Genomic DNA, 24,807 nt, shown 5'->3' with positions numbered 1-24,807 from the left:
TACCTGGATGAGGGGACGAGGAGGCCGATCATGGGAATCGCATCGACTCTGGGCGCGGTGGGCGCCGCGGCCCTGCTGACCGTGGGCACCGCCGCCACAGCGACAGCCTCAGCCACCGCCGCGACCCCCGCGCACAACGACGACGGCGTCATCTGGGGAACCGTCGTCTCCGGCCCGGACCTGAAGATCAGGGACGAGCCGAGCACCGAGGGCAGGATCGTCGCGAAGCTGCCCAAGGGCAGTGAGGACCGCGTCGAGTGCGCCACACACGGGACCGTCGTCCACGGTGACTCCGTCTGGTACTGGCTGACCGGCGTCGGCGGCTGGGCGAGCGCCGCGTACGTCGACACCCACGGATGGCACGTGCCGAGCTGCTCCTCCGAGGACCCGTGCCCGAAGTGGAAGGACCGGGACTGCCACGAACCGTGCGCCTACAGCAGGCGCTGACCCCCGGCAACCCCACCGGAACCGCCGAGCCCCCGCGCGCGCCGCGTCGGCGAGGCCGTCGAGAAGGGAACCGTCATGGCACATGCCGCCCCCGTCCACCACGCGCCCGCCGCGCGGTCCACCGCGACCTCGGCCTGGGCCCTGCCACTGCTCCTCGGCATCGCGTACGGCTTCTGGACCGCGACCAACCGCATCCACGGCGGACCGGTCACCGCGGGGAAGGTCCTTCTCGGCGTCGTGTCGGGGCTCGTGCTCGCCGTCCTGGTCATGGCCCTGCACCGGGTGGGGAAGAAGCTGCCCGTCGGGCTGCGCGCCCTGTCGTGGGCGGTGCTCGCCGGGGTGTCACTGGGCTTCCTGTACAACCAGAGCGGCAAGGGCGTGCTGGCCTGCGCCGTGGTGTCGCTCGCGGTCGCGGCGGGAACGTTCGTGATGACCTACTACCGCTTCTGCGCGGCCGGCGACGAGAAATGCCCCTGACAGCGCTCACAGCGCGTCGAGCTCGACCGCGTCGGCCATGGCCCGGTAGCCGGCGTCGTTCGGGTGCAGGTGGTCACCGCTGTCGTACGCGGGGGCGAGCCGCTCCGGGTTCTCGGGGTCGGCGAGCGCCTTGTCGAAGTCGACGTAGGCGTCGTACTCGCCCGAGGTGCGGACCCAGTCGTTGAACTCGTCGCTGACCGCGGCGGCGTGCTTCCCGTAGTGGTCGGAGCCGCCCAGCGGCAGCAGCGTGGCGCCGACGACCTTGACGCCCTCGGCCCGGGCGAGCCGGATCAGCTTCCGGTGGCCGTCGATGAGTTCGCGCGCCGACACGATCGGGGCGGGCTTGTAGGTCGGTGTGTCGCTCTCGCTGAAGCCGATGTCGTTGAGGCCTTCGAGGACGACGACCGTGCCGACGCCGGGCAGGTTCAGGGCGTCCCTGGCGAACCGGTTGGCGCTCTTCTCCCCGTACCAGGCCGAGTCGTTGAGCACCAGGTTGCCGCCGATGCCGGCGTTGAGCACGGGCCGCTGGTCACCCGCCTCGTCGAGCCGTTCGGCGAGGGCGTCCGGCCAGCGGCGGTCGCGGTCGGTGGTGGAGGCGAAGCCGTCGGTGATGGAGTCCCCGAAGAGGGCGATGCCGTCCCGCTTCGCGGGCTCGGGGCCGCTCACGTCGACGCCGGAGAGGTAGTACCAGGACTCCGTGGAGTCGCCGAAGGCCGTGGCCCCGGTGTCGGCGGTGTGCTCGCCGTCCGCGCGGTAGCTGGTGGCGAAGGACTGGGCGTGGAAGGTGGCGGGCCCGGTCGTGCCCGCCAGGTGCAGGGTGACCGTGACGGACTCGAAGGGGTCGAGCCGCAGCCCGGCGGCGTCGCTGGAGAGCTGCCCGTGCGCCGGGACCGTCACCGACCGCTTGCCGCCGAAGGTGAGCCGCCGCACCGAGCCCTTCTGGACCGACGCCCCCTTGCCCGTACGCGCGACGGTGGCGCCCTCGATGCGGAGCGGCGAGGCCCCGTAGGCGTTGGAGAGCCGGATGCGGGCTCTGTCACCGCCCTCGGTGACGCGTATGACCTGGCGCAGGGTCTGGCCGCTGAAGCCGTCCTCCGACCAGTTGGGCTTGAACCCGGTGCTGGGCCGCTGCGGCGACGCGGCCCAGGCGGCGGTCCAGGCGGGCCCCTCGACCGCGCGGCCGTCGGTGGCGGCATGGGCACCGCTAGTGGCATGGGCACCGGTGGCGGCATGGGCACCGGTGAGGGCGAGTCCGGCGGTCAGGGCGAGGGCCGACGCGGTGGCGAGGACGGTGGTGCGGGCACGCGACATCATCGTGGGGCTCCGGGGAGTCGAGGGAGGCGGTGCCGGATTCGGCGGCTGCCGTCCCGACTCCTCAAAGATCCGCCGAACGCGCGGGGGCATCAACGGCGATCCATGCAACGATCAACGCACTGACGCTTATCGATGCAGGTCACAGGGGGTACGTGGTGGAACGCCAGGAGCTGGAGACGTTCGTGACGCTGGCCGAGGAGCTGCATTTCGGACGTACGGCCGAGCGGCTGCTGCTCTCCCAGGCGCGGGTCAGCCAGACCGTGAAGAAGCTGGAGCGCAAGATCGGCGCCCCGCTCTTCGAGCGCACCAGCCGGGTGGTCCGCCTCTCACCGCTGGGGCGGCGGCTGTACGAGGACGTCGCGCCGCTGCACAAGGAGATGGAGGCGGCGGTGGCCCGCGCCAGGGACGCCGCGCGGGGCGTCGAGGGCGAGCTGTCCGTCGGCTTCCTCGGCTCGGGCGCGGGTTCGCTGACCGGGGCGATCCTCGCGGCGTTCCGTGAGCGGTGCCCCGGGTGCGAGGTGCGGATGCGCGAGACGCAGTTCGAGGACCCGCTGGGCGCGCTGCGCGGCGGCGACATCGACCTGCTCTTCACGTGCCTGCCGGTCGAGGAGCCGGACCTGACGGTCGGCCCCGTCGTCATCAACGAACCCCGCCTGCTGGCCATGCCGGTGGGCCACCCCCTCGCCGGGCGCACGTCGGTCGCCCTGGAGGAGCTGGCGGGCGAGACGTTCTTCGGCGTGGTGAACGGCGCCCCCGCGTACTGGTGGGACTTCCACGTGCCGCCCCGCACACCGAGCGGCCGCGAGATCCACCGGGGGCAGGCGGTGGCCAGCTTCCAGGAGCTGATGACGCTGGTCGCCGCGGGCCGGGGGATCTCCCCGGTGGTGGCCTCGGTGGAGCGCTACTACGCCCGCCCGGACGTCACGTTCGTACCGCTGCGGGACGTGGCGTCCGCCGACGTGGCCCTGCTCTGGCGCACGGCGGGCACGAACGCCCGCTCGGAGGCGTTCGCCGCGGCGGTCCGCGACGTGGTGGCGGCGAACGGGGGCCCCGCGGCGTTCTGAGCCCCTCCGCCCGCGCGCCTTCGCCCGAGCCTCCGCACGTCCCTCCGCCCGCGTCAGGGCCCGGCGGTCTGTCCGAAGGCGTCCGTGCAGAGCGCCCAGATGACGAAGACGCCGATCGCGATGGAGATGACCGCCCAGACCGGCGTGTACGGCAGCCACAGGAACTGCGCCACGATGCCGAGCGCGGCCAGCGCGACGCCGGTCGCCTTCGCCCAGCTCGCGCCCCTGAGGATGCCCCAGCCGGCGGCGGCGATGATGAGGCCGAGGATCAGGTGGATCCAGCCCCAGGTGGTGAGGTTGAACTTGTAGACGTAGTCGCCGATGCGTTCGTAGACGTCGTCCTTGGCGATGCCGGCGATGCCTTCGAACACGCCGAGTACGCCGTTCACCAGCATCAGGACCCCGGCGAACATGGTCCCGCCCGCGGCCCACAGACTGGCGTCGCTCCCCGGCTCGTGCGGGTGCTCGTGGCTGTGGCCGTGGCCGTGGCCGTGTCCGTGGCCGTGTCCGTGGCTCGGCGTGTCGTCGTGCGCCGTGGCGCTGCTCATGGCCGTCCCTCGCTCTCTGTCGGGCATCCACAGCGTGTGACGGCCCACGGGGTGCGGCGAGCGGGCTTAGCCGGAACGGGTGACGGGCGCCTGCCCGCGCGGCGGTGTCACGACACCTTCGCCACCGCGCTGGTGACCGCCGCGGTGACGCGTCGTATGCCCGGCGAACGTTTCGGGCACGGCCGGGACTTGGCCGTGGTCGGGGCCAGGCAGAAGTGGAGGGGGTCGTCGCTCCGGTGGAGGGCGGTGCGGCCCCGGCCCGGGTCGGTGCAGAACCCGGGGGTGCGCCTCTCGTACGGCGTGCACGGCAGCGTCTCGGTCCAGGTGTAGCGGGACGACGCCGGGGCGACCGCGCGGCCCGCGTCGGCGGTGAGGCCGCCCGAGGCGCGGGCTCGGGCCTCGTAGATGCCGTTCACGCGGCGGACGCGGTCCGGTGTCATGGGGTCGGGCCCTTGCAGCACCCAGACGACGCGCGTACGCCCCGCCCCGGCGGCGCCCTCGATCTGCGCGGTGAGCTTCGCCGCGTCGGCGCTGTAGCGGGCGAAGTACTTCGCCCGCTGTTCGTCGTACGTGATGCCGTCCATGCACGGCGTGTAGCCCCACGCGTTGCCCCAGAACTGGAGCACCACGTAGTCCGGCCGCTCCTCGCGCACCAGCGCGGCGGCCTTGTCCTTCTCGGGGACCAGGGAGTCCTTGCCGGTGCCTTCGAGGTAGTCGCAGAGGGTGGTGCCGGAGTAGGGCGCGCTGCGGTAGCGCGCCCCGAGGCGATTCTTCAGCTGGTCGCGGAGGTCGCTCTGGTTCTCCATTGCAAGGGAGTCCCCGAGATAGAGGACATTTGGGGGCTTTGTCCGGGACTTTTGTGCAACCCGCTGCCGCGCCGCGGGCGACGGGGACCGGCGTGACGGGGTGGCCGTAGCCCTCGGGGCGTCGGCGGCCGGGACGTCCGAGGCGTCCGGTGCCTCCGGTGCGTCCGGGAGGGTGGGGGCCGGTGGGGTGTCGCCTCCCGAACCCGGGTCCCCGCACCCCCCGAGCAACAGCGCACCCACCAGCGCGCCGGCCACCGCCCCCGTGCTCCACAGCTTGCGCATGCGGCAACTCCCGCCCCAGACCGCCGAAATGCCCCCCAGGCAAGCACAGCCACGCGGGCGGCGGAAGACATCCGTCTGCCGATACGGTCACCCCGTGGCTGAATGGCCGGACTTCAGTGCCGCCGCGCCGCTCGCTCGAAGTGCCGTGCGAGGGCGTGGAAGGCCTCCTTCGGCTCCCCGCGCAGGCCGGCCGCCGGGTCGTCGGGCCGCTTCCACACCGTCCTGGTGATGCCGTAGCTCGCCATGTCCAGGTCGTGGCGCGGGTCGTGGGGGCGGTGCGGCTCGTCGGGCGTGACGAACTGGTAGACCAGCGCGGCGTGCAGGTCCATGGACTCGAAGGCGCCGAAGACGTCCATGAGGTACGTCGCCTGCGTGCGCTCGCTGCGGCGGAGGCCCGCGACGATCTCCGGGGGGTCCTTGGTGTAGTCCACGGCCTCGCGCCAGCCCATGCCGCCGTCCTGGGGCGCGCCCTCGTACGTACAGGACCCGCACTCGGTGATCGCCACCGGCTTGCCGTGGCGGCGGTACGGGGCGAGGTCCGCGACGTAACCGGCCCGGTCGCGGTGGTAGCCGTAGTAGTTGACGCTCACGAGGTCGAAGAGGGTCCAGTCGACGTCGTCGCCGTCGGCCGCGCCGTAGGTGAGCGGGCCGTGGAAGACGGAACGGCCGGTGCGTGCCGCCCGCTCGATGAAGTCACGGAGCCGGCGGACCATCTTCTCGGGGTCGAAGTTGCCCTTGAGGAGGTTCTCGACCCGCTCGACGGCGTTGGCGCCCGGCACGATGCCGGGGACGAACAGCACGAACTCGCACCCCACGCTGAGGTACACGCTCGCCCCCCGCCGCCGCAGCCGCTCCGCCTGCCGTCCGGTCTCCGCGAGGTGGTCGAGGATGTCCCGGTGCGGGACGTCGGCGAGGCGCGGCTGGAGCCAGACGTGCAGGCCGCGCCCGGCGGCCTCGGAGGCGGTGGCGGCGAGGCGTTCGACTCCGACGCCGAAGACGGAGACGGAGCTCGCGTGGAGGTCCTCGCGGATGGTCCGCATGTCCGCGCGCATACGGCGGGCGGACCAGCCGGTCGCGGGGTGCTCACCGTCGCCGACCTCGTAACAGACGCCGCGGTGGGTGAGACCGGGGCGGCCCTTCGCCGCATCTCCCCCCGCCGCGGCGGGAGCTGCACCGGCCAGCGCCCCCGCGGCCGCCACCGCCCCCGCACCCGCGATGAACCTGGCCCTGCTGATCGCCTCGCCGCGCACTGCGCCTCCCGCTGGTGGTGTGGTGTCGGAACACCAGAGTGGCGGGGAGCGGGCGGCGGAACGACGGCCGAAGGTCTACGGGCGCCGGCCGAAGGGCGCGCCACACATGGCCGGTCGGGGGATCGGCTCCCGTGGCCGGTCGGGTGCTCGGCGACCGCTGTCCGCTAGCGGGCGACGAACTGGGTCAGGATCGCCTGCACCTCGTAGATGTTGACGCCCTTGGTGAACGTCTTCTGCAGCGGCGTCGCGTTGCCGGAGATCCAGATCTTCAGCTCGGCGTCGAGGTCGAAGTGTCCGGCCGTCTCCACCGCGAAGTGCGTGATGCTGCGGTAGGGGATCGAGTGGTACTCGACCTTCTTGCCGGTGATGCCCTGCTTGTCGACCAGGATCAGCCGGCGGTCGGTGAACAGCATGGTGTCGCGTATCAGCAGGTAAGCGGCGTGCACCTGCTCGCCGTGCCCGAGCAGCCGGCCGTACTCCTGCTGCGCGCGGGACGGATCGATGGTGTGAGCGTTGCCGAACAGTGCCATGTGGGCCCCCCTGGGACGTCAGTACGTCGTACGACCCTAACCGGGGAGGTCGGCGTCGGCCGCGCCGAGCATCCCCGCGCCCGCGGGGATGGCAGGGCCGCGCGTTCGGCGTCCGCCGGGCCGCCGCCGAGGACGGCCGCGCCCGCGAGTCCCTCCAGGGACAGGGCGAGGGCGCGTGGCTCGTCGAGGCGGCGGGCGATGTCCAGGCCGTGCAGGTGGTGGGCCTCGGCGAGGCCGACGGGTGGCGTGACGGGTGACATGAGGGGTGGCGCGATGGCCGCGTACGGGTGGCGCGTTGACCGCGCGACGGGTGAAGCCCTGCCCAGGGGTCTGCAAGAATCGGGGCCCCGTACGAAGGGCCCGCGAGGGCCCTGTACCAGTGGGGTGGGATGACGATGATGGTGCTGCTGCTCGGCATCGGGGTGCTGATAGCCGCGGCGGGCCTGGGTGCCGTCATATGGGCGGCGCGGGGCGGCCCACGCTGGGTCAGGGGGGTGGCCAAGGCCACCACGGTCGCGGCGGAGATCGCGGCGTCGGCCGCGAAGTCCGGTGGCCGCCGGAGCAGCGGCAAGAACGCGGCCGACGGCTGAACCGACCGGGGCGGGAGCGGGCGGGAGCGGGCGGGAGCGGGCGGGAGCGGGCGGGAGCGGCGCCATGCCCGGCCCCGGTCCGAGAACGCCGTCGCGCGGGCGCGGCGCACGTCACGACCCGGGTACCGAGGAGTCGAACGCCCTCGCCCGCCTCTCCCGCCTCAGCGTTCAGAAGTCGTCGGCGTCGTCGCGCAGTTCGTACGTCCAGTAGCCGGTCTTCCAGGCCGCCGGGTCCACGGCGACGCCGCCCCGGCCCGGAGCCTTGACGGCCGCCGTGCCCCCGCCGCCCCGCAGCGTGACGGAGAAGCCGCTGACGGGCTCGTTCGGCTCGTCGACGCCGCCGTTCGAGAGGCGGACCAGGGCGTACGCGGGGGCGCCGGCCTTGAGGACGACGGGCGCGGCGGGCCTGCTCTTGGCGACCGGCGGCACGTTCTCGCGGTGGCCCTCCAGGAACTGGATCTCCGGGTGGCCGGTCATCCGGCAGGAGTGGCCCGAGGTGTTCCTCGCGGTGAGGACGATGTGGGTGTAGGGCGGACCGCTGTGGCGGGCGGCGCTGATTCGCACGTCCTTGGTGGTGCAGGCGGGGGTGGCGGTCGCGGGATTCTCGGCGCGGGAGACGGCGGTCGTCTCGTCGGCCGCGCCGCCGGTCTTCACGTCCGCCGCGCCGCCGGTCTTCCCCTCCCCGGCCGGATCGGACTGCTCGGGCTGCTCGGACACGTCCGTCACGACAGTCGTCTCCGCCACCCCGGCCGTCCTCACGCCGGAGCCGTCCCCGCCGCAGGCGGTCAGGGACAGGGCGAGCGCGGCGGTGCCCGCGGCGGCGAGGGCGATGGTGCGGCTGCGGGACGTACGCATGGGAGTTCCCCGGTGAGTGGAGGCCGCGAGGCCGAAGAGACGTGAGGCCGAAGAGACGTGAGCCCGAGTCTCCTGCCCACCGCTCACGTCCCACTGCCGCGCCGCTCACGTGCGGCTGCCGACCGCGTGTCCGGTCAGCGCGCCAGGTCTGCCAGGCCCCGCAGCCCTTCGAGGACCTCGGCGGCGGTGGGTGCCGCGGACGGATCGCTCAGGTGCTGGATCATCACGCCCGACATCAGGGCGAGCTGGACGCTGCCCAGTGAACGCAGGGTGGCCTCGGGGACCTCGTCCTCGGGGACGCCCGCCAGGATCGCCGCCATGCCGCGCCGGCCCTCGGCCGTGCCCTGAGCGAGCGTGTCCCGCAGCTCGGGGTTGCGGCGGGCCTGCATGAACAGCTCCATCGAGGCGAGCCACAGGTCGGGGTGGGCGGTGAACTCCGCGATGAGGCTGTCCCACATCTGCTCGAAGTGCCGCTTCGACGAGCCGCCCGCGTCGGGCGCGAGCGCCCGGCCCACCGAGTCCCCCCAGGCGTCCAGGAGTTCGAACAGGGCCTTGGTGAGCAGCGCTTCCCTTGAGCCGTAGTGGTAGCCGATGGCGGCCATGCTCACGCCGGCCGCGGTGGCGATGTCCCGGACGCTGGTGCGGTCGTACCCGTTCTCGCGCAGGCACGTCTTGGCGGCGTCGAGAAGGGCTTCACGGTTCCCCATGCCGGGCAGCGTACCAAGCTGACGGACGGTTGTATGAGGCGCTCGATCTATACGGGTGTATTGCGCGAACGCCCAACTGTGCTCTACGTTCCTCGCCATGAGACGAACGAGGCACATGAGCCGCGCAAGCCGCAGGAGCGTTTCCCGGTGGTCCGTCACCGCGCTGGCGCTGGCGCTGGCCGCGACGGCCTTCACCACGGCGGCGACCCCGACCACCAAGGCCCAGGCCCAGGCCCGAGCCCAGGTCCAAGCCCAAGCCCAGGCCCCCGCCCCGTACGAGCGCCCCGCCGGCACCGGCACGGTCGTCACCACGACCGGCGGCAAGGTCCGCGGCACCGCCGGCAAGGGCCTGCGCAGCTTCGAGGGCATCCCGTACGCGGCTGCGCCGGTCGGGGAACGCCGCTGGGTCCCGCCGAAGCCCGCCGAGCGCTGGTCGGGGGTCCGCGACGCGACCCGCCCGGGCGCCGCCTGCGCCCAGCCGAAGGGCCTGCCGGTCGGCGTGCCGAGCGAGAGCGAGGACTGCCTCTACCTCAACGTCACGGCGCCCACCGCTCCCGGCAAACGCCCCGTGATCGTGTGGATCCACGGCGGCAGCCTCATGTACGGCACCGGCGACATGTACGGGCCGAAGCGGCTGGCCGCCGAGGGCGCGGTCGTCGTGTCGATGAACTACCGGCTCGGCATCATGGGCTTCCAGGGCTCACCCGCCCTCAAGGGCGCGGCGGGCCTCGGCCTGGAGGACCAGCAGGCGGCCCTGCGCTGGGTCCGCGCGAACGCCGCCGCCTTCGGCGGGGACGCGGGCAACGTGACGCTGATGGGCCAGTCGGGCGGCGGCTACAGCGTCTGCGGCCACCTCGCGTCACCGAAGTCCGCGGGCCTCTTCGACCGGGCCGTCCTACAGAGCGCGCCCTGCGCCACCGGCGGCTCCCGCACCAGGGCCGAGGCGCGGGCCGAGGCGGAGCGGGTCACCGAGGCGGTCGGCTGCGAGAGGCACACCGCGGCCTGCCTGCGCCGCAAGCCGGTGGCCGAACTCCTCGCGGCGTACGGCCCGTTCAACGAGCCCCGGCCGGTCGCGGGCACCGACCTGATGCCGCTCGCGCCCGCCGAGGCCCTGCGCACCGGACGGTTCAACCGGGTGCCGGTGCTCATCGGCGTCAACCGCGACGAGGAGCGCGGCAGGGTCCTCGGCCAGGAGCTGGCGCCCGGGGGCGCGCCGATGAAGCCCGCGGAGTACGGGCCCGCCGTACGCGAGGAGTTCGGCGCCGACGCCGACGCCGTACTGAAGCGCTACCCCCTGAGCGCCCACGACTCGGCGGGCGAGGCCTTCGCGGCGGCCCTGACCGACGCCAAGTGGGCGGCGCCGACACTGGACACCGCGCGGCTCCTGGCGAAGTGGACGCCGACGCGGATGTACGAGTTCGCCGAGGGTGACACGCCCTGGTTCAACGGCTACCCGAAGCCCAGCTTCGCCCCGCGCGCCCAGCACATGTCGGAGCTGGCCTACTTCTTCGACATGGCGCTCTTCGAGGGCGTACGGCCGGAACAGGAGCCGTTCCGCGACCGGCTGCTGCACACCTGGGTCGGCTTCGCCGCGTCGGGCCGTACGGACTGGCCGCGGTTCCGCGAGGGCGACGGGTACGTGCAGTCGCTGTCGGCGGCGCACTGGCGGCGCGCGGACTTCGCGCGCGACCACCGGTACGCGTTCTGGAAGAGCGTCGGCTGACGGGTCACGACGGCCAGGGAGACCTGGAGACCTGCACCCGAGGTGAGCGACCTGTAACCAGGTCAGAGACCTGCACCCGAGGTGAGCGACCTGCACCCCAGGTAAGAGGCCTGCACCCCAGGTAAGAGACGCGAATCCCCCTTGGGCCGGAGAGGGACGGCCCAAGGGCGCCCATAGCCTGATCAGGTCATGAAACGAACCGACGACCGGCTGCTCCCGGTCCTGCTGCTCTGCGTCCAGGCCCTTGTGTGGCCCGGGGCGCAGCTCGTACGTGGAACCGTGCCGTCCGGGGCGGCACTCCTCGTATGGGCCCTGGTCGCGGGCATGGTGACGGCCGCGCTTGCCCTGCGCCGGACCCGGCCGGTGCTCGCCCTGGTGGTGACCGCCGCCGCCTGCGCGCTCGGCGCCGGCCCGCTGCCCAACGGGGCGATGGCGGTGCTCGGCACGGCGGGTGTCGCGGCGGCCCTCTTCGGCGTGGCGGTCGCGCGGGACACGTTCACCACCGTGCTCTGCGGGGCGGCGCTCGCCGGCTGGCAGCTCCTGCAAGACATCAGCCTGCACGGACTCGGCGACCGCGACCACGACCACGACGGCCTCGGCCTCGGAGCCGGCGTCGGCGTCGGTCTCGGTCTCGTCCTCACCGTCCTGCTGTACGCCGCTTCGTGCGGCGCCGGAATCCTCGTACGGCGCACCCGTGCCGCGAGGCGGGCCGCCGAGCGGCGGCTGCGGCGGGCCGAGTCCGAACGCCACCGGCTGCCGGCCGCCGAACGCCGCCGCATGGAGCGGGAGCTGCACGACGTCAGCGCCCACCACCTGACGGCCGTGGTGGTCACGGCGGGCGCGGCGCTCGGGCTGCGCGAGCGCCGCCCGGAGATGGCCGACGAGGCGCTGAGGTTCGCGGCGGAGACCGGCCGCGAGGTCACCCGCGCGCTCGGCGCGGTACGGGGCCCCGCGCCCTCGCGGGAGGACCGGCCTTCCCCGGACGAACGGCTTCGCGACCTGGTCGCGGGCTTCCGCCGCCTCGGCCACGAGGTGGACTGCGAGATCGATCCGCTGCCGGAGGGCACCATCGCGGACGCGGCGTACGGCATCGTGCGCGAGGCGCTGACCAACGTGGCGCGGCACGCACCCGGCGCCCGTACGCAGGTGGTGTGCCGGTACGGGGACACCCGGACGGAGGCCGTGGTGACCAGCGCGGCACCCCCCGCCGGTTCGGCGGCGCACGGCACGGGTCTCGGCGGCGGCCGGGGCACGGGCTTCCTGCGGTCCCGGGCGCGGGAGGCGGGCGGCACGCTGTCCAGCGGTCCCACGGAGGCGGGCGGCTGGGAGGTGCGCGCGGTCCTGCCCGGCAGGACGGCGTCCGCGGCCGAGAGCTCCGAGCCGCGCGCCTACCGCGTGGCGCAGTTGGTGGCCGCAGCGGGCCTGGTCCTGCAACCGCTGCTGCCCGCTTTGATCATCCGGGCGGAGCCCACGTCGGGCGGCGCGGACGTCTCGGCGGGCGTCCTGTTCGCGCTCCTCGCGGCGGCCCAGGCCGTGGCGCTGCTCTGGTTGCGCGGGGCGCCGTTCGCCGCGATGGGCGCGCTGCTCGGCCTCGCCCCGCTCTGGCCGGTGGCGATGGCCGTGGGCGACTACACGGGCCCGGCGGTCCTGCCACCCGCGCTGAGCCTGGTGGCCACGTGCGCGGCGGCCGCTTCGGCGCACACTCGCGCACGGCTGCCGCTCGCCTTCCCCCTCGCGGCGGTGGTGGTGCACGCGGGGGCCGCGACCGCCGCCGTCCTCGACCGGGGATCGGCCGCTCCCGCCTGGCTGGTCGGCGCCTGCGCGACGGGCGGTGCGGCCCTCGCGGTCGGCGCGGCCAGGTGGGGCGGGGCCCTGCGCGGCAGGCGGGAACTGGCCGACCGGGGCGCGCGGGAGCAGCGCATCGCCGCCTGGACCGAGGAGGCCGTACGCGACGCGTGGGCCGAGCGGCGCCGGGTCGCGGCCGGCCTTGAGACCACCGTGCTGGCCCGTACCGCGGACGTGGTCGCGGAGGCGGAGGCGGGCGAACTCGAAGCCACGGCCGAACGCGCCCGCGAGGCCCTGGCCGCGATGCGTGCCCTGCTCGACACCGTCCGGGAGGGCGAGGCGGAACCGCGCCTGCGCCCGCAGCCGACCCTCCAGGCCCTGGACCTCCTGGCCCACCAGTGCGGGGCCACGGGCCGTGACGTGGAGATCCACCTGACCGACCGTGTACCGCGACGCCTGCCCGACGCGGTGGACCTGGCCGCGTACAGCGCGGCCGAGACGCTGCTCACCACGGAGGACGAGACTCCGGCGCGGATCGAACTGGACGCTTCGGACGCCGACTTGCTGCTCTCGGCCACGGGGGTGACACGGGCGGCCCGCTCCCCGGCCGTACGCGCGCGCCTTTCGGCGCGGATCGAGACGCTGGGCGGCACCGTGACGGTGGCCCCGAACGGCACGGTCCTTGTAACCCTGCCGCTGCGCACCGACGGCCACGATGGAGAGGTGGGCGACCGATGACCCTCAAAGTGCTGGTGGCCGACGACCAAGGAGTGGTCCGCACGGGCTTCGCGGCCGTGATCGACGCCGAGGACGACATGACGGTCGTGGGCGAGGCGGCGGACGGCGTCACGGCGGTACGCCTCACCGAGGAGCTGGCGCCCGACGTGGTCGTCATGGACGTCCGTATGCCCGAACTGGACGGCATCGCCGCCACCCGCGTCATCACCGGCCGCCAGGACGCGCCGCGCGTCCTGGTCCTGACCACCTTCGACCTGGACGCGTACGTCTTCGACGCCCTGCGAGCCGGGGCCTCCGGCTTCCTCCTCAAGGACGTACGGGTACCGGAACTCCTGGACGGCATACGGGTGGTGGCGACGGGCGAGAGCGTTCTGTCCCCCTCCGCGACGAGCCGCCTGATCGCCCACTACGCGTCGGCGGCGAGACCCGGGACCGCCACGAGCACGACCCCCGGTGCCCCCCTCAACGCCTTGACGGCCCGCGAACGCCACGTACTGGCCCTGGTGGCGCAGGGCCTGAACAACGCGGAGATCGCCGAGGAGGCGCGCATCACGGTGGGGACGGTGAAGTCCCACGTCACCGCGGTCCTGCGGAAGCTGGGCCTACGGGACCGGGTGCAGGCGACGATCCTGGCGTACGACCTGGGCCTGACCCACCCGAACCCCCACCCCTGACCCCCCTCAGCTGAGGCGCCCGCCCCACCTGCCCACCCTGTCTGACCAACAAATGCACACCACAACAAAAGGAGCCCCCTGTGACGACGACCGGTCCCAGCCGCATCCGCCGCTTCTCACCCGCCGACCTCACCGCCCTCGCCTACGCGGTGGTCTGCGCGGGGCTGCTGATCTGGGCCGTGGTGGTGACCGCCTTGGACACCACGGACGAGTCGATGGCGGGAGTGATCCCCATCCTGGCCACGGCCCCCACGAGCCTGCTGTTCCTGGCCCTGCCGGACGGCCCCGGCTACTTCATCGCCGCGGTCGTCGTCGGCACCCTGGTCAACGCCGCGGTCATCAGGTGGTGCGGACGGGCGCTGAGCCGAGGAGCGAAGCGGAGCACCGGAAAGTGACACCGCGCCTCGGGCCGGCGCAGACCGAGTGGATCTGGTCGGACGGCCATGAGGGTCACTCGGCCCGATCAGAGAAGTGGTGCAGCAGGGCGAAGGGTGAGGACAACGCGGTGCCGCCCAGGGTCAGGACATCGGTGTCCACAGCCTCCAGCACGATGGCGATCGCCAGATCCACGGCGTCGACCGGCCCGGTGGCCGAGCCCGCTCTCATGGTCCCGGCAGCGGGAACAAATTGCCCCGGCTCCACCGCGACCCGGACGCCCGCTCTCTCCAGGACCTTCGCCTTGCCCAGGCCCTCCGCGGAGTAGACGTACTCCCGGCCCTCGTACGAGATGCGCAGCGCCCGGTCCTCCTTCCGCAGGGCCCGAGAGTTGAACCGAAGCTCCGCGGGACGACCGTCGAGGGTGAGCTCCGCCTTGGACAGCGAAGGCTGCCCCGTTCGCCGCTTCCCACGGAAGATCGCCTCCGGGAGGGCGGGCCCGCTCAGCCGGGCGGCGCTCATTCCCTTTTCGAGCGGCAGATAGAGGGGGCAGTACTCCACGGTGACGGAACCGAAGCGCCCCAGATCCCCCGTGAGCCCGGCCTTGGGCAATTCTTTCTTGCTACCGGTGCCGGAGCCGGCGCCGTAGGGAATCAGCTCGAATTCCAGGGAACGGGACTCACTGCTCGACTCGATCGTCTCCATGGCGACGGCGGCTCCTCTCACATCTCACGTGCATCGCGGATCAATCAAACGGGTTGAGGGCACTGCCCAGCTTCTTGGCGCCGCCGGCGAAGTCGTCCCCGAGGTCACTCGCCTTGTCGCCGACCCAGTCGGCCGCCTGACCGGCGCCCTTCTCGATGTCGTCCCAGTGCTCGACGACCTTCAGCCCCCCGTAGACGATGCCGGTTCCCACGGCGGCACCGATGGTGAACGGAGTGGGCGCGACCATCGCCGCGGTCAAGGAGGCGTTGAAGCCGACCTCCGCGTAATTGGCGAGGTAGCCGGCCTTGCTCTTCTTCCACTCCTTGCCGTGGTCCATGGTGGCGATGTTGGCCACCGAGAATGCCGTGGCGCCCGCCGACCCGACAATGCCCGCCCCGCGCCACAGACCCGCGGTCTTCGCCGCCGCGCCGAATCCACCGGCCTTCCCGACCGTCAGGAGGCTCGCTTGCCCCGCGCGCGTGACCGGCTGCCCGGAGTGAGTCAGCCCGCCGTACGCGCGGGCCATGTCGTCCGATCCGGCGAAGAAGTTGATGGCCTGGTTGGGAGTGAAGCCGATGACCTTGGAATTCATGAAACCGCGTGAGCGCAGCTTGTCCCACCCGCCGCCCCAGCGGTCGCCCAGGAATCCGGAGCTCAGGGGCACGTTGGCGACCCTTTGGTACCTCGGACTCCGGGAGGCCACGTTGCCGAGCTGCCCGGGGAACCAGCTGCCGGGCGCGGCCAACGAGCGTATCGGCGGGTTGTAGTTGCCGAGCTTCGTGCCCGCCCAACGGAGGATGGGGCTGCTGCCCGGCGCGGTCCACCGCGTGGCGAGCGCGTCCTTCATGGGCCCGAGCTTTCCGGTCTTCACCGCGTTGCCCAGCAGCACCTTGGTTCCCGACATGCCGCTCGCCGCCACGACCTGGGTGGCGGCCGCGACGTTGAACGCGTCGGAGCCGAACTTGATCATCCCGGTGAGGGACTCTTCGTGCGGCTCAAGACCCGGGATCTTCGCGAGCGCGTGCGCCTCCAGCCGTGCGACGTAGTCGCCGAGCTTCTCCCCGGGCTGCCGCGTCAGATCCTTCGCGTTCGGATCCTCACTCGCCGCCACCGAGTTGGCCAGCAGCAGCGTCTCCGGCTTGATCTGATCGCCCTTGTACTGCTCCAGATCCTTCACCGAGAACCCCGCCCACAGCAGCCCGGCCATCGGATCGCCGTTCTCCAGGCGCAGAATGGTGGCGCGTTTGCGCAGATCCGGGCCCTGGCGGTGGGGCCAGGTCCGCATCGGTTTCAACGGCGAAAGCTGCCCGGTGGCACCAAGTTGCGCGGCCCGGGTGAAGGCCTCATCGAGACGCTCCTTCAGCCCTCCGGGCCCATCCATGAGCTTCGCCAGCTGCTCCAGATCCTCCGCATTTGCCCCCCGTACCGACATCCCCGCCCCGTTTCCCAGAACCCGGCTCCGCCTCCGCCAACAGGCGCCACAGAATATGCTGCCAGCCCAGAACCCAAAAAGCCCTCGGGTCCATGACCTGGGGGCTCGCGCGGCGCGGCCGACGAGACTCGAACTCGCACTCTCAGCTCGGGAAGCGACGCCGCTCCGGTGGTCGCCATGATGGTGTGCTTCTTCGGTACATGATCCTGTTGACCGTAGTCGTCCGGGAGTCTGCCGGGCGCACCACTGCGAGGGCTGAGCAACCCCTCTGACTTCCTTGCGACCGGTTCAGATCTGGCCGAGGTCGATCTCCGCGGCGAAGGGAGCGGTGATCTTCAGGACGCCGGTGTACACGTCCCCTTCGCGGTACGTCCTCGTCGCGGGGTCGAGCAGGTAGGTATACACCAGCGGTGTGCCCGTCGCTGCCTGCTCGATCCGCCAGTAGAAGCCGATCCCGGCCTTGGCGTACTGGGCCGCCTTCACGATCCGATCGGTGGTCTCCGAGCCCGGCGACACCACCTCGGCCACCAGCAGTACGTGCTCGGGCCGAGTGGGCGTGATGTCGATCGTGTCCGCACGGTAGACGATGACGTCGGGGCGGCGATTGGTCAGCGGGACGTCCTGAAGCCGGACGTCGAAATCCGTGTCGGCGTTCCAATCGGGGCCGGCTGCCGCGTCCAGGGCGTTCGCCAGAAGCCGGGCCAGCCGATTGTGCCGCTTGGAGGCGCTAGGGCTCACGACGACCATTCCGTCCACGATCTCGATGCCGGCGCACTGCTCCTCGGACCACGACTCGTACTCTTCGGCCGTGATCTGCTGGTGCATCCACGCCGGGGCCACCATCTCGGCAGTCATGACACGCCTCCCGGACACTGTGCGGCGGGCCCGATCCCGCTGCACTCAGCGTACTGACTCCCACGCGCCGGGGCGGTACGGACCTCGATCCGGTCCTGCCGGATCGGGCCGGCCAGCGCAGTCGAAGAGGGAGAGTAGGTGGTGACCAAGTGCACCGAGGGGGACCCTGCGCCCTCCGCCTGCCCTGTCTCGGGGCGTGTCGAGGGCGCGAGGGTCGACAAAAGGCCTGGACAACACACAAGCCCCAGGCTGCTGACCTGGGGCTTCAATAAGAGCGGGTGACGAGAATCGAACTCGCGCTCTGAGCTTGGGAAGCTCAGTTGTTCCAGGCGCGATCAGTCTCCTGACCTGCGGCGGAGCGGCCTCGGGATCCAGCGGACTACGGCTGGTCCTCCGTGATTCCCCGTGGTTCCCCGCTCAACCTGGCACGGATGTGGCACGACCAACCTGCCGGGCAAGCCCAGCTTCAACAACGCTAGTAGCGGAAGCTGGCCCGGGTGCCTCTTACATGGATGAAGAAGTCGTCGATCGGCTCTTTGCCGTCTGCTGGCACCAGAGCCAGGCCTAGAGCGTCCACGGCTCTCAGAGCTTCCTCCGCCCTAGGTGAGTCGGGCTCCCCTGCTTCTATCGAGTGAGTCCACTCCTCAAGGATGGGACGCACGTCCTCCCATGCTGGCGTCGCGGTGAAGTGGCAGCAGAACCAGGGCTGGTCGATCTCGTCGAGCGCGAGTGTTCCGAGCAGGGTATGCGCCTGCATAAGCTGCCAGGATCGGTCGGTCATCAGTTCCCCTCAAGAGCCATGCACCGGCACAGTAGCCTGCCGATGCATCTGCCCCTGTGACCGTCTGATCCGTAGCTTTGGAGAGATCGGCCATTGGAGGGCAACCAGGCCATGGGGAGGGGCGTGGCGGCCAGTGGTGGCCGTTGATATTTGCTCGGGTTGCTGTACAGCAGGAGCCCGACCTGGGGTGAGGCCATGGGGCGGGAACAGCTCGAACGGCTACTGAGCAGTGGCGACGAGACGTCGTCGGCCGCCCTGTCCGCCCTCCGCGCCGGCGCCTCTCACGTTGTCTGGGACGGAACGACGTCAGCCAAGTCACTCGCGACGATCTACGGACGCCGACTCCGTCACTCGCTTCGGAGAAGCATCGAGACCTCCGGCTTGGCGCGGGCCGTGCAACGCCTCGACCGGCACGGCCGACCGGTACGGCTGGGCCAGATCAGGACTGCGGACGGATCATGGGTCTTCATGCTGTTCCTCGATCAAGACGCCACCACGCTGGTGGCGTGCACCGGAGTCCGGCCGACCAAACCGGGGCCGCCACGACCAGAGACCTGCTGAAGCTCAGTACTGGCAACACGCTTTCCAACTGTGTTGGGGCGAGGTGCGCCGGGTGCGGGTGCGTTCATCTGCGTTCGTGGAGGACCTGCTGTCAGCCTGCGAACCGTTCAGGGCCTTCCCTGAACGGCCTTGAACGGGTCTGAATGAGACGGAGACTGAGACGGGGGCTCGGAGGAGTCCGTCTGCGCGGGAGGGCCCTCCTGCCTGCCGTGGCACGAGAGCCGCACATCGCACGGTGTTGCCCGTCAGTTGTCCTTGGCCGTCATGGCGATGCACCGCATGGGGCCATGCCACCGAAGCGCGACGCCACAAAAACCTTGTTTGCCTCACACGGCAACAGCCGTGAGATCTAGCATGTATGGCACCAGCAGGAGCACCTGTCTCACTGAGTGAGTCGTATCAACGGCTCATCAAGTCACCGCCTCGGAGCCATGATTGACCGACCCAACTTGGAAGCAGCCCCCCGATGAAGATGGCGGATGTGACGCCATCAAGGGGTTCGCTTACCAGTTCGACGCAACTCTGCTTGAGGTGTTTGAGAATCCTCGATCAAGCTTTGAAGTCGAGGGTGTTCAAGATCTAAGTGGCGAAAATTATCACATTCAAATCAAAAATCGTTCCGGAAACTTCTATCTATCAGTAATTGCCAGGGCCGTCAGGCTTATGTTCAAGCAGTATCTGTTGAGCGATGAAAACGTAAGTTTTATTCTCCATTGCCATTTTCCTGATCAGGTACCAGGGGCAGTGCGCCAGCTTGCTCCGGATGAGTTTGAGAAGCTGCTTACCGATGATCTCGCGGCTGTGGATGAAGTAGTTAAGAATCAGTTTCTGAAATCCTTCTCTGTTAAGTTTTCGAGTGACTATGAGACTCAATTCAAGAAAGTCTTGAAAGTCATCTCCGTGGAGCTCTCTGCAAAAGATCAACTGGAAGCTGTTTCGTACCATGCAATCTTGCATGCGCATCTCCGCAACCTTGTATTGAGCAATCCACCTGGTATGCGGAGAGTTGGTGTCGCCGACCTCCGTAAGGCCATTCGGTCGGCGCAGAGTGTAATATTCTCCTCAACATACGCAGATCACTGCGGTTATGCTAACTACCTGAAGATGATCAGGCGTAGTTACACCTCACGGCGAGTAAACGTTCGGAATCTCGAACGAATCTTCTCCTTCGAATGCGGCGAGGAGACGGACCCGGAGGAGATTGTTGTTGCGGCCCTCGCAATTCGTGAACGCTACTACATTCCGGAGAACTCACCCCCGCCGTATCTCACCTTCCGAGGCTCTTTCGATGGTGATGTAATCAGGCGGGCCCTCTGGGAGTCCGAAGGTTACTTCAACGATGGTTGCGGCTATCACGGGGGAAATTTCAACCTTGACTACCTGGTCGATCCCCCCATCAGAGGGTTCGGTTTGAAGATCGTAGATCAAGCGAAACTCCCTGAGTTGGTTTCCCGTGCGCGAGTCAAAGAGTTTCATGACCTATATTCTGTCAGCAAGTGTGACCTCCGCTGAAGTTCCGGTTGCGAATCACGTATACCTGCGCGCGTATGGCGATTTCTTTGATGTCGTGAAGTGAGGGGTGGACTATGTCCAGTGCTGAAGTCGTTGCCGTGTATCCGAACCGTATTAAAATCGCCGTGCATGACGTCACGGAATTGTCTAATGGCGACCCCGTTGAGGTCGGGTCCTACCTGAAAATCTTCGACAGCACGCATGGATCGATTATTGCCATTATCGAGAACTATTCAATTGAGCTTCGACCCGGAAAGGATGCTGGGGCAGATCGAGAGAAGATCTATCTGATTGAAGCTATCCCACTAGGCTTCATTAATAATGATGGGAGCTTTTCTCGGGGCGGAGGCGGAGTCGCAATCCCTCCGAAGAAGGTCTCTGTGGCCGTTAAGGATGAAGTGCAGGAAATCTATAACACGATTAGTGGTGATCGTAGATTCCATTTCGCGCAACTTGCCCAAGATATCTCAGTAGACGTCCCGGTGGACGGTGACAAGTTCTTCAGTCGACACATTGCGGTGGTTGGATCGACTGGATCCGGAAAGTCGCATGCCATGGCCCGCATTATTCAGAATGCGACTCGAATGCGAGATGACGGCACGTACGGTGAGTATCAACTGAATAATGCGCATATTGTGATCTTCGATATTCACTCAGAATATCGAACGGCATTCCCTGGGGGCTAATCATTTGGGTGTTGACAGCCTCATTCTTCCGTACTGGCTACTAAACGCGGAAGAGTTGCAGGACCTCTTTATTGAGAGCAACGAGGAGCAGTCGCATAACCAGGTTGCTACTCTGAAGAAATCTATCACTGAAAGTAAGAAAAGTAGCTTCAGTGGATCTGAAGAGCGCCGCGAAACTATCCATTATGAGTCGCCGGTTTTCTTCGAAATAAATGAAGTTCTCGCTGCGATCAAGGCGAAGAATGAAGAGCGGGTTCCCACGAAAACGGGCGACCGTGCGGGACCTCTGTTTGGCAAGCTGGATAATTTCTTGACGCGACTAGAGAATCGTGTGACTGACAGAAGGCTTGACTTCCTGCTTGGGGGCCGTGCCAAGAGCGTTGAACTTGAGGATGTTCTCCGCCAATTCACAGGGTATGATCCGAATTCGCTGGCGAACGTCACTGTGATTGACCTCAGCGGTGTTCCTTTCGAGGTTTTGAGCATCACAGTATCTCTGGTCTCACGGCTCTTGTTTGACTACTCTTACTACTTCAAGAAGATAAATTCTGCTTCCGTCGATACGCCGCTTCTCCTTGTTTATGAGGAGGCTCACAAGTATGTACCGAAAAGTGGTCTTGCGAAATTCAGTTCTTCGCGTAACGCAATTGAGCGGATCGCTAAGGAAGGGAGGAAGTATGGAATTACCGCTGCCATTGTCAGTCAGCGTCCTGCGGAAATCTCCGAAACCATCTTCTCTCAGTGCAGCAACTTCCTAGCAATGCGGCTCACTAATCCGGAAGATCAGAACTATGTGAAGCGTCTGATCCCTGATTCTCTAGGGCCGTTGACGGAGTCGCTGCCGGTATTGAGCTCGGGAGAGGCTCTTCTCCTTGGGGACGCTGTAGTAATGCCGTCCCGCGTAATCATGGATCAGGCTGTGCCTGCGCCGTCTTCCAGCGATGTTCGTTACATGCAGGAATGGATTCGTCCCTGGCGTGATGTGAATTTTTCAACTGTCGTCGACGACTGGCAGAAGTGAGGAGAATCCCGTTCAAGAAGTGCGTGAGCGCTGGGGAAGTACGCGAAGTACCCAACGACGCGGTCGGCGTAGCGGCTTTGGGCTGGAGCTGCTTTGGGGCGAGTGATCATGGCCCCGTAAGCTCATGGCGAGTCGGGCGGTCTGTGGACCTTCCCGTAAAGCACGACGTTGGGGCCATGATCTTAGAGGCTCGCCCCAAAGTGGCTGCGTAAAGCCGTGGAGCCGACCGCCCCAGCCACGATGTACCCATTCTCTGAGTTCAGTTGGCCGCCGGCTCTTGTCGCGCGGCCTGGTGGACCGGGCCGGAGCGGGGCGGAGACAGGAGCGGCGGCCCAGGGAGCCGGGCCGCGCGCGGGGAGCGGAGCGAGCCGCCTTGAACCAGTAGAGAAAGTTGTAACTCAGTCCGTCTGCTGCGGCTTGAAGTCGTGTGCGCATGCCGGGAGTTCTGCTGCCTGGCGGTGTGCGAGGAACAGGAAGAGGACTGGGCGGATCGTCCAGGTGATGCGTGTGTCGGTGTGGGTTACCGAGACCGTGCAGGGTTGCATCTGGAGGAGTGCTCTGCGGGTGTGGACGCGGCCCTCGTACAGCCATTGCCGGGCTTCGTCTGATGCGTCGGCGTCGAGTGCTGGGGAGATCGTGCGGAGTGCGACCGCCACCCATCGGTCCGCCTGGGGTGCCGAGTAGGCGTCGAAGGACGCTCGTAGGTGTGGTTCGGACTGGCCGTCCGTCGGCGTGGGTTCCGTCCAGCACTCGCACCAGTAGCCGCGTCGGGGCCTGCTCATTGGCATAGTTGGGCTCCCTGGCCGGCCTTGGTGTAGAGGGCCGCGGTGACCGTGAGGCCGTAGTCGTTGTCGTGGACGAGGACTCGGTGGGCGAGGGCGCTGACCATGTCCAGGCCCCGGCCGTGTTCGGCCTCCGCGTCCTGGTGCTCGGCCTTGGGGACGGTTCCCGTGGCTCCGCCGTCCGTGACCGACAGGGCGACCATCTCGGGTGAGACCTCGATCAGCAGGTGGAAGCTGCCGGACTTCTGTCCGCTGGCCGTGTGCAGGATCGCGTTCGCGCTCAGCTCGCTCACGATCAGTTCGGCGTCGTCCGCCAGCGGCGAGCCCCGCAGGATGTCCCGTGTCCAGCGTCGGGCCCGGCTGACCTCTTCGGGGAATCCTGGGCAAGTGAGGCCCCAGACTCGGATCGTGCTCGTATACTCGTGCATACAAGTTCCTTCGTGCTGGTAGGCCGCCATGTGCAGCGGGTTCGAGCTAGACGAGTTTCACGCCGTCATGGGCGCGAATGGCCGGCGGGGATGCCGCGTCGAGTGCGTCCAGGACGCGGATCGCATAGGCCTCGTCGGCGAGTTCGGTGACTTCTTCGCGGGTGGCCCAGCGCAGTGCTCGGGTCTCGTCGCCGGTGGTGGGCGTACCGTCGACGGCTTCACAGCGGAAGACCATGGAGACGATCAAGCCCGTCATGTTCTTGTAGATGCCGGTGAGGGTCGCGGGAAGCGCGATCTTCAGGCCGGTTTCTTCCAGGACTTCGCGTTGCAGGGCCTCGGGGATGGTTTCCTCACGTTCGAGGATGCCGCCCGGGGGCTCCCACTGGCCGTTGTCCCGGCGCTTGATCAAGAGGGCTCGGCCCTGGTCGTCGACGATGACTCCAGCAACGCTCACGGAGTGCGGACGGTCAGTGCTCAAGGTCCTCGGCCCTCTCGAATAGCTAGGCTCTCCACCGTAGCAACAACACTCGCCCACTCGTCTAGATGCCTAAAGGAGTACACGTGACGTCCCTTCCCGGTCTGCTCGGCGCCATCGACCCTACGAGTGACCGTGCGGTCTTCCGGCAGATCGCTGACCAGCTCCGCGAGTCCATCGACCGCGGGCGCTTCAAGGAGGGCGAGAAGCTGCCTTCGGAGGCGGAACTCGTCGAGCATTACGGCGTATCCCGGATGACCGTTCGGAACTCCTTCTCCGTTCTCCAGGGTGAGGGCCTGGTCCACGCCGAACACGGCAAGGGCGTCTTCGTGCGACCACGGCCACCGGTCCGACGCCTAGCCTCTGACCGCTTCGCCCGGCGCCACCGCGAACAAGGTAAGTCCGCCTTCATCGTCGAGGCCGACGCTGCGGGCAGTCACCCCCAGGTGGACAGCCTGGAGGTCAAGGAGGAGAAGGCCACGCAGGACATCGCCACCCGGCTCGGGTCGGTGCGGCGGGTGCTTGCTCGTCGCCGCCGGTATCTGCTGGATGGCCGACCGGTCGAGTTCGCCACGTCGTATCTACCCCTCGACATCGCACGCGGTACACAGATCGCCGAGCCCAACCCCGGCCCTGGCGGCATCTACGCCCGTCTCGAAGAGCTGGGCCACCACCTCGACCACTTCGAGGAGGAGATTCGGGCCCGGATGCCCGCGCCGTCCGAGGTGAAGACGCTTCGGCTGGCCTCCGGTGTGCCCGTGATCCATCTGATCCGCACCGCGTACGACACCGCCGGTCGGGCCGTCGAGGTCTGCGACACCGTGATGGCGGCGGACGCCTACGTCCTGTCGTACCAGCTCCCGGCCACGTGAGGGCCTGACCGCCGGTGGTTCGCGCTGTGACACACCCTCAGTCCGCGACCGTCAGACCGGAGAGATTGCGAAGGACGTCGATAGTGGGGAAGTGCTGATGACAATCGGCGTCTCCGACGGGCTGGCGCTCGGGGCGCCGGACTCGCTCCCGGGACTCGTCGCCCGGCCGTGGGAAAGGGTCTTCAATGGCTCCGTGAGCTCGGCGAGGACAGCAAAAAGGCCCGGGTTGTTGACCTGGGCCTTAACTGTGGAGCGGGTGACGAGAATCGAACTCGCACTCTCAGCTTGGGAAGCTGATGTTCTACCACTAAACTACACCCGCGAGAAGACGCCGCCAGAAGCGGTGTCGTAACGTCGCACACTGTACCCCATACCGGGCCCCGGGCGCTGTCGCCATGGGGTCCGAGTGCTGTCCGGGGGGTGGATGCGCCGTGCGGCGTGAGGGAGTTGGGCGTACCGTGGCCGGTGGTCGTGGCGCCTGGAGGGGCGCACCTTTCGTACCGTAATGTGGGGTTTCGGCGCCGGCCCGGGA

Annotated in this window: 26 protein-coding genes, 1 tRNA gene and 1 pseudogene; 13 read left to right on the top strand and 15 right to left on the bottom strand. The window is 68.8% G+C overall.

The features are described 5' to 3' along the window. The first annotated feature begins 30 nt into the window (after positions 1–30). Together ACRAKF_RS19310 and ACRAKF_RS19305 are read left to right on the top strand one after the other, a co-directional pair. Complete coding sequence (locus tag ACRAKF_RS19310; RefSeq protein WP_447038410.1) at positions 31–447, top strand: SH3 domain-containing protein; 417 nt, start codon at positions 31–33, stop codon at positions 445–447. A 75-nt stretch (positions 448–522) separates the two neighbouring features. Then, positions 523–924 (top strand): hypothetical protein, encoded by a 402-nt coding sequence (locus ACRAKF_RS19305; protein ID WP_447038409.1) that lies wholly within the window; start codon positions 523–525, stop codon positions 922–924. Between the two features lie 6 nt (positions 925–930). Here ACRAKF_RS19305 and ACRAKF_RS19300 read toward each other — a convergent pair whose 3' ends face one another. After that, on the bottom strand, positions 931–2,235 hold the full coding sequence (locus ACRAKF_RS19300; RefSeq protein ID WP_447042065.1) for an SGNH/GDSL hydrolase family protein: 1,305 nt from the start codon (positions 2,233–2,235) through the stop codon (positions 931–933). A 158-nt stretch (positions 2,236–2,393) separates the two neighbouring features. Here ACRAKF_RS19300 and ACRAKF_RS19295 point away from each other — a divergent pair, with 158 nt between their 5' ends. Then, positions 2,394–3,302 carry a LysR family transcriptional regulator gene (locus tag ACRAKF_RS19295; protein WP_447038408.1) on the top strand — a complete coding sequence of 303 codons (909 nt, stop codon included), beginning with the start codon at positions 2,394–2,396 and terminating at the stop codon, positions 3,300–3,302. A gap of 53 nt (positions 3,303–3,355) precedes the next feature. On the opposite strand, the gene ACRAKF_RS19290 is transcribed toward ACRAKF_RS19295, so the two are convergent. The 4 genes from ACRAKF_RS19290 to ACRAKF_RS19275 all read right to left on the bottom strand — a co-directional run bounded on the left by ACRAKF_RS19290 (position 3,356) and on the right by ACRAKF_RS19275 (position 6,718). Then, positions 3,356–3,715 (bottom strand): DUF7144 family membrane protein, encoded by a 360-nt coding sequence (locus ACRAKF_RS19290; RefSeq protein WP_447042063.1) that lies wholly within the window; start codon positions 3,713–3,715, stop codon positions 3,356–3,358. 242 nt (positions 3,716–3,957) lie between these two features. Beyond that, positions 3,958–4,938, bottom strand: coding sequence for an SGNH/GDSL hydrolase family protein (locus tag ACRAKF_RS19285; protein WP_447038407.1), 981 nt, complete (start codon positions 4,936–4,938; stop codon positions 3,958–3,960). 113 nt (positions 4,939–5,051) lie between these two features. Further along, on the bottom strand, positions 5,052–6,188 hold the full coding sequence (locus tag ACRAKF_RS19280; RefSeq protein WP_447038406.1) for an abortive phage infection protein: 1,137 nt from the start codon (positions 6,186–6,188) through the stop codon (positions 5,052–5,054). Positions 6,189–6,352: 164 nt separating this feature from the next. Continuing rightward, positions 6,353–6,718, bottom strand: coding sequence for a PH domain-containing protein (locus tag ACRAKF_RS19275; protein WP_447038405.1), 366 nt, complete (start codon positions 6,716–6,718; stop codon positions 6,353–6,355). A gap of 389 nt (positions 6,719–7,107) precedes the next feature. On the opposite strand from ACRAKF_RS19275, the gene ACRAKF_RS19270 reads away from it, so the two are divergent. Continuing rightward, positions 7,108–7,308: a hypothetical protein gene (locus ACRAKF_RS19270; RefSeq protein ID WP_447038404.1), complete on the top strand. Its 201-nt coding sequence runs from the start codon at positions 7,108–7,110 to the stop codon at positions 7,306–7,308. Positions 7,309–7,476: 168 nt separating this feature from the next. Here ACRAKF_RS19270 and ACRAKF_RS19265 read toward each other — a convergent pair whose 3' ends face one another. Together ACRAKF_RS19265 and ACRAKF_RS19260 are read right to left on the bottom strand one after the other, a co-directional pair. Beyond that, positions 7,477–8,163: a DUF4232 domain-containing protein gene (locus tag ACRAKF_RS19265; RefSeq protein ID WP_447038403.1), complete on the bottom strand. Its 687-nt coding sequence runs from the start codon at positions 8,161–8,163 to the stop codon at positions 7,477–7,479. Positions 8,164–8,297: 134 nt separating this feature from the next. After that, positions 8,298–8,870 (bottom strand): TetR/AcrR family transcriptional regulator, encoded by a 573-nt coding sequence (locus tag ACRAKF_RS19260; RefSeq protein WP_447038402.1) that lies wholly within the window; start codon positions 8,868–8,870, stop codon positions 8,298–8,300. Between the two features lie 115 nt (positions 8,871–8,985). On the opposite strand from ACRAKF_RS19260, the gene ACRAKF_RS19255 reads away from it, so the two are divergent. The 4 genes from ACRAKF_RS19255 (at position 8,986) to ACRAKF_RS19240 (ending at position 14,185) form a co-directional block, all read left to right on the top strand. Next, positions 8,986–10,593: a carboxylesterase/lipase family protein gene (locus ACRAKF_RS19255; RefSeq protein ID WP_447038401.1), complete on the top strand. Its 1,608-nt coding sequence runs from the start codon at positions 8,986–8,988 to the stop codon at positions 10,591–10,593. 189 nt (positions 10,594–10,782) lie between these two features. Further along, positions 10,783–13,116 carry a sensor histidine kinase gene (locus tag ACRAKF_RS19250; RefSeq protein WP_447038400.1) on the top strand — a complete coding sequence of 778 codons (2,334 nt, stop codon included), beginning with the start codon at positions 10,783–10,785 and terminating at the stop codon, positions 13,114–13,116. Next, a complete protein-coding gene (locus tag ACRAKF_RS19245) occupies positions 13,113–13,790 on the top strand; it encodes a response regulator (RefSeq protein ID WP_447038399.1) in 678 nt (225 codons plus the stop codon). The genes ACRAKF_RS19250 and ACRAKF_RS19245 overlap by 4 nt, the downstream gene beginning before the upstream one ends. A gap of 80 nt (positions 13,791–13,870) precedes the next feature. After that, entirely contained in the window at positions 13,871–14,185 is a 315-nt protein-coding gene (locus tag ACRAKF_RS19240; protein ID WP_447038398.1) for an SCO4225 family membrane protein, read from the top strand. Between the two features lie 55 nt (positions 14,186–14,240). Here the strand turns inward: ACRAKF_RS19240 and ACRAKF_RS19235 are convergent, their stop codons facing one another. From ACRAKF_RS19235 to ACRAKF_RS19220, 4 genes are all read right to left on the bottom strand, one after another. Beyond that, complete coding sequence (locus tag ACRAKF_RS19235; protein WP_447038397.1) at positions 14,241–14,870, bottom strand: hypothetical protein; 630 nt, start codon at positions 14,868–14,870, stop codon at positions 14,241–14,243. Between the two features lie 40 nt (positions 14,871–14,910). Next, positions 14,911–16,302, bottom strand: coding sequence for a PE-PGRS family protein (locus ACRAKF_RS19230; RefSeq protein ID WP_447038396.1), 1,392 nt, complete (start codon positions 16,300–16,302; stop codon positions 14,911–14,913). 288 nt (positions 16,303–16,590) lie between these two features. Beyond that, positions 16,591–17,157 (bottom strand): Uma2 family endonuclease, encoded by a 567-nt coding sequence (locus ACRAKF_RS19225; protein WP_447038395.1) that lies wholly within the window; start codon positions 17,155–17,157, stop codon positions 16,591–16,593. Between the two features lie 475 nt (positions 17,158–17,632). Next, a complete protein-coding gene (locus ACRAKF_RS19220) occupies positions 17,633–17,938 on the bottom strand; it encodes a hypothetical protein (protein ID WP_447038394.1) in 306 nt (101 codons plus the stop codon). Between the two features lie 996 nt (positions 17,939–18,934). Between ACRAKF_RS19220 and ACRAKF_RS19215 the strand changes: the two genes are divergently transcribed. The 3 genes from ACRAKF_RS19215 to ACRAKF_RS19205 all read left to right on the top strand — a co-directional run bounded on the left by ACRAKF_RS19215 (position 18,935) and on the right by ACRAKF_RS19205 (position 21,718). Continuing rightward, positions 18,935–20,011 (top strand): hypothetical protein, encoded by a 1,077-nt coding sequence (locus tag ACRAKF_RS19215; protein WP_447038393.1) that lies wholly within the window; start codon positions 18,935–18,937, stop codon positions 20,009–20,011. A gap of 74 nt (positions 20,012–20,085) precedes the next feature. Next, positions 20,086–20,697, top strand: coding sequence for a helicase HerA domain-containing protein (locus ACRAKF_RS19210; protein ID WP_447038392.1), 612 nt, complete (start codon positions 20,086–20,088; stop codon positions 20,695–20,697). 4 nt (positions 20,698–20,701) lie between these two features. Beyond that, positions 20,702–21,718, top strand: coding sequence for an ATP-binding protein (locus tag ACRAKF_RS19205; RefSeq protein WP_447038391.1), 1,017 nt, complete (start codon positions 20,702–20,704; stop codon positions 21,716–21,718). 398 nt (positions 21,719–22,116) lie between these two features. Here ACRAKF_RS19205 and ACRAKF_RS19200 read toward each other — a convergent pair whose 3' ends face one another. The 3 genes from ACRAKF_RS19200 to ACRAKF_RS19190 are packed head-to-tail and all read right to left on the bottom strand — an operon-like array spanning position 22,117 to position 23,382. Beyond that, positions 22,117–22,500: a hypothetical protein gene (locus ACRAKF_RS19200; protein WP_447038390.1), complete on the bottom strand. Its 384-nt coding sequence runs from the start codon at positions 22,498–22,500 to the stop codon at positions 22,117–22,119. Then, positions 22,497–22,928, bottom strand: coding sequence for an ATP-binding protein (locus ACRAKF_RS19195; RefSeq protein WP_447038389.1), 432 nt, complete (start codon positions 22,926–22,928; stop codon positions 22,497–22,499). Before ACRAKF_RS19195 ends, ACRAKF_RS19200 begins: the two co-directional genes overlap by 4 nt. Before the next feature lie 46 nt (positions 22,929–22,974). After that, entirely contained in the window at positions 22,975–23,382 is a 408-nt protein-coding gene (locus tag ACRAKF_RS19190) for an NUDIX hydrolase (protein ID WP_447038388.1), read from the bottom strand. 107 nt (positions 23,383–23,489) lie between these two features. Here ACRAKF_RS19190 and ACRAKF_RS19185 point away from each other — a divergent pair, with 107 nt between their 5' ends. After that, positions 23,490–24,275, top strand: coding sequence for a GntR family transcriptional regulator (locus tag ACRAKF_RS19185; protein WP_447038387.1), 786 nt, complete (start codon positions 23,490–23,492; stop codon positions 24,273–24,275). 4 nt (positions 24,276–24,279) lie between these two features. Then, a pseudogene (locus ACRAKF_RS19180) lies at positions 24,280–24,465 on the top strand (hypothetical protein); the annotation flags it as partial. Between the two features lie 58 nt (positions 24,466–24,523). Here ACRAKF_RS19180 and ACRAKF_RS19175 read toward each other — a convergent pair. Continuing rightward, positions 24,524–24,597 (bottom strand) — tRNA-Gly (locus ACRAKF_RS19175). Positions 24,598–24,807: the final 210 nt, after the last annotated feature.

The sequence above is a fragment of the Streptomyces sp. DSM 118878 genome (genome assembly GCF_052936595.1).
Note: the sequence above shows the minus strand (reverse complement) of the source record. Positions and strands in the feature narration are given on the sequence as shown.

Coding starts and splice junctions, on each gene's coding strand:
- ACRAKF_RS19290 (WP_447042063.1), bottom strand. CDS start 3,715: ATGTTCGCCGGGGTCCTGATGCTGGTGAACGGCGTACTCGGCGTGTTC.
- ACRAKF_RS19305 (WP_447038409.1), top strand. CDS start 523: ATGGCACATGCCGCCCCCGTCCACCACGCGCCCGCCGCGCGGTCCACC.
- ACRAKF_RS19255 (WP_447038401.1), top strand. CDS start 8,986: ATGAGCCGCGCAAGCCGCAGGAGCGTTTCCCGGTGGTCCGTCACCGCG.
- ACRAKF_RS19245 (WP_447038399.1), top strand. CDS start 13,113: ATGACCCTCAAAGTGCTGGTGGCCGACGACCAAGGAGTGGTCCGCACG.
- ACRAKF_RS19300 (WP_447042065.1), bottom strand. CDS start 2,235: ATGTCGCGTGCCCGCACCACCGTCCTCGCCACCGCGTCGGCCCTCGCC.
- ACRAKF_RS19260 (WP_447038402.1), bottom strand. CDS start 8,870: ATGGGGAACCGTGAAGCCCTTCTCGACGCCGCCAAGACGTGCCTGCGC.
- ACRAKF_RS19310 (WP_447038410.1), top strand. CDS start 31: ATGGGAATCGCATCGACTCTGGGCGCGGTGGGCGCCGCGGCCCTGCTG.
- ACRAKF_RS19230 (WP_447038396.1), bottom strand. CDS start 16,302: ATGTCGGTACGGGGGGCAAATGCGGAGGATCTGGAGCAGCTGGCGAAG.
- ACRAKF_RS19285 (WP_447038407.1), bottom strand. CDS start 4,938: ATGCGCAAGCTGTGGAGCACGGGGGCGGTGGCCGGCGCGCTGGTGGGT.
- ACRAKF_RS19235 (WP_447038397.1), bottom strand. CDS start 14,870: ATGGAGACGATCGAGTCGAGCAGTGAGTCCCGTTCCCTGGAATTCGAG.
- ACRAKF_RS19195 (WP_447038389.1), bottom strand. CDS start 22,928: ATGCACGAGTATACGAGCACGATCCGAGTCTGGGGCCTCACTTGCCCA.
- ACRAKF_RS19210 (WP_447038392.1), top strand. CDS start 20,086: ATGTCCAGTGCTGAAGTCGTTGCCGTGTATCCGAACCGTATTAAAATC.
- ACRAKF_RS19200 (WP_447038390.1), bottom strand. CDS start 22,500: ATGAGCAGGCCCCGACGCGGCTACTGGTGCGAGTGCTGGACGGAACCC.
- ACRAKF_RS19220 (WP_447038394.1), bottom strand. CDS start 17,938: ATGACCGACCGATCCTGGCAGCTTATGCAGGCGCATACCCTGCTCGGA.
- ACRAKF_RS19270 (WP_447038404.1), top strand. CDS start 7,108: ATGACGATGATGGTGCTGCTGCTCGGCATCGGGGTGCTGATAGCCGCG.
- ACRAKF_RS19225 (WP_447038395.1), bottom strand. CDS start 17,157: ATGACTGCCGAGATGGTGGCCCCGGCGTGGATGCACCAGCAGATCACG.
- ACRAKF_RS19265 (WP_447038403.1), bottom strand. CDS start 8,163: ATGCGTACGTCCCGCAGCCGCACCATCGCCCTCGCCGCCGCGGGCACC.
- ACRAKF_RS19250 (WP_447038400.1), top strand. CDS start 10,783: ATGAAACGAACCGACGACCGGCTGCTCCCGGTCCTGCTGCTCTGCGTC.
- ACRAKF_RS19275 (WP_447038405.1), bottom strand. CDS start 6,718: ATGGCACTGTTCGGCAACGCTCACACCATCGATCCGTCCCGCGCGCAG.